Origin of the sequence: Brachybacterium sp. p3-SID957, assembly GCF_025144775.1 — a bacterium.
Lineage (GTDB): Bacteria > Actinomycetota > Actinomycetes > Actinomycetales > Dermabacteraceae > Brachybacterium > Brachybacterium epidermidis.
In genome coordinates this window covers 1-501 of sequence record NZ_JALXKT010000127.1, presented here as the reverse complement: position 1 = coordinate 501, position 501 = coordinate 1, and the positions used below count along the sequence as shown (strand labels likewise).

Genomic DNA, 501 nt, shown 5'->3' with positions numbered 1-501 from the left:
CCCAAGGGCCAGCGGCGGCTCGGGGGCCTGGATGACATGATCATCAGCCTCTATGCCGGCGGGATGACGATCCGGGACATCCAGCACCACCTGGCGAGCACGATCGGCACGGACCTGTCCCACGAGACGATCTCCAATATCACCGACGCGGTCAGTGAGGAGGTCCTGGCCTGGCAGACCCGGCCGCTGGAGGAGTTCTATCCCGTGATCTATCTCGATGCGATCCGCATCAAGATCCGGGAGAACAACCAGGTCCTCAACCGCGCCGCCTACATCGCCGTCGGAGTCGACCTCGAGGGCATCAAGCACGTGCTGGGCATCTGGGTCCAGGACACCGAGGGATCGGCGTTCTGGGCCCACGTCTGCGCGGACCTGGCCAACCGGGGCGTCAGGGACGTGCTGATCGTCTGCTGCGACGGCCTGAAGGGGCTCCCAGAGGCTATCGAGGCGACGTGGCCGGACTCGATGGTCCAGACCTGCGTGGTCCACCTGATCCGGGCC

General features: G+C 65.9%; 1 protein-coding gene. It reads left to right on the top strand.

Going from position 1 to position 501, the window contains the following annotated elements:
- On the top strand, positions 1–501 hold a 501-nt coding region (locus M3B01_RS14575; RefSeq protein WP_259793270.1), incomplete at both ends, for an IS256 family transposase.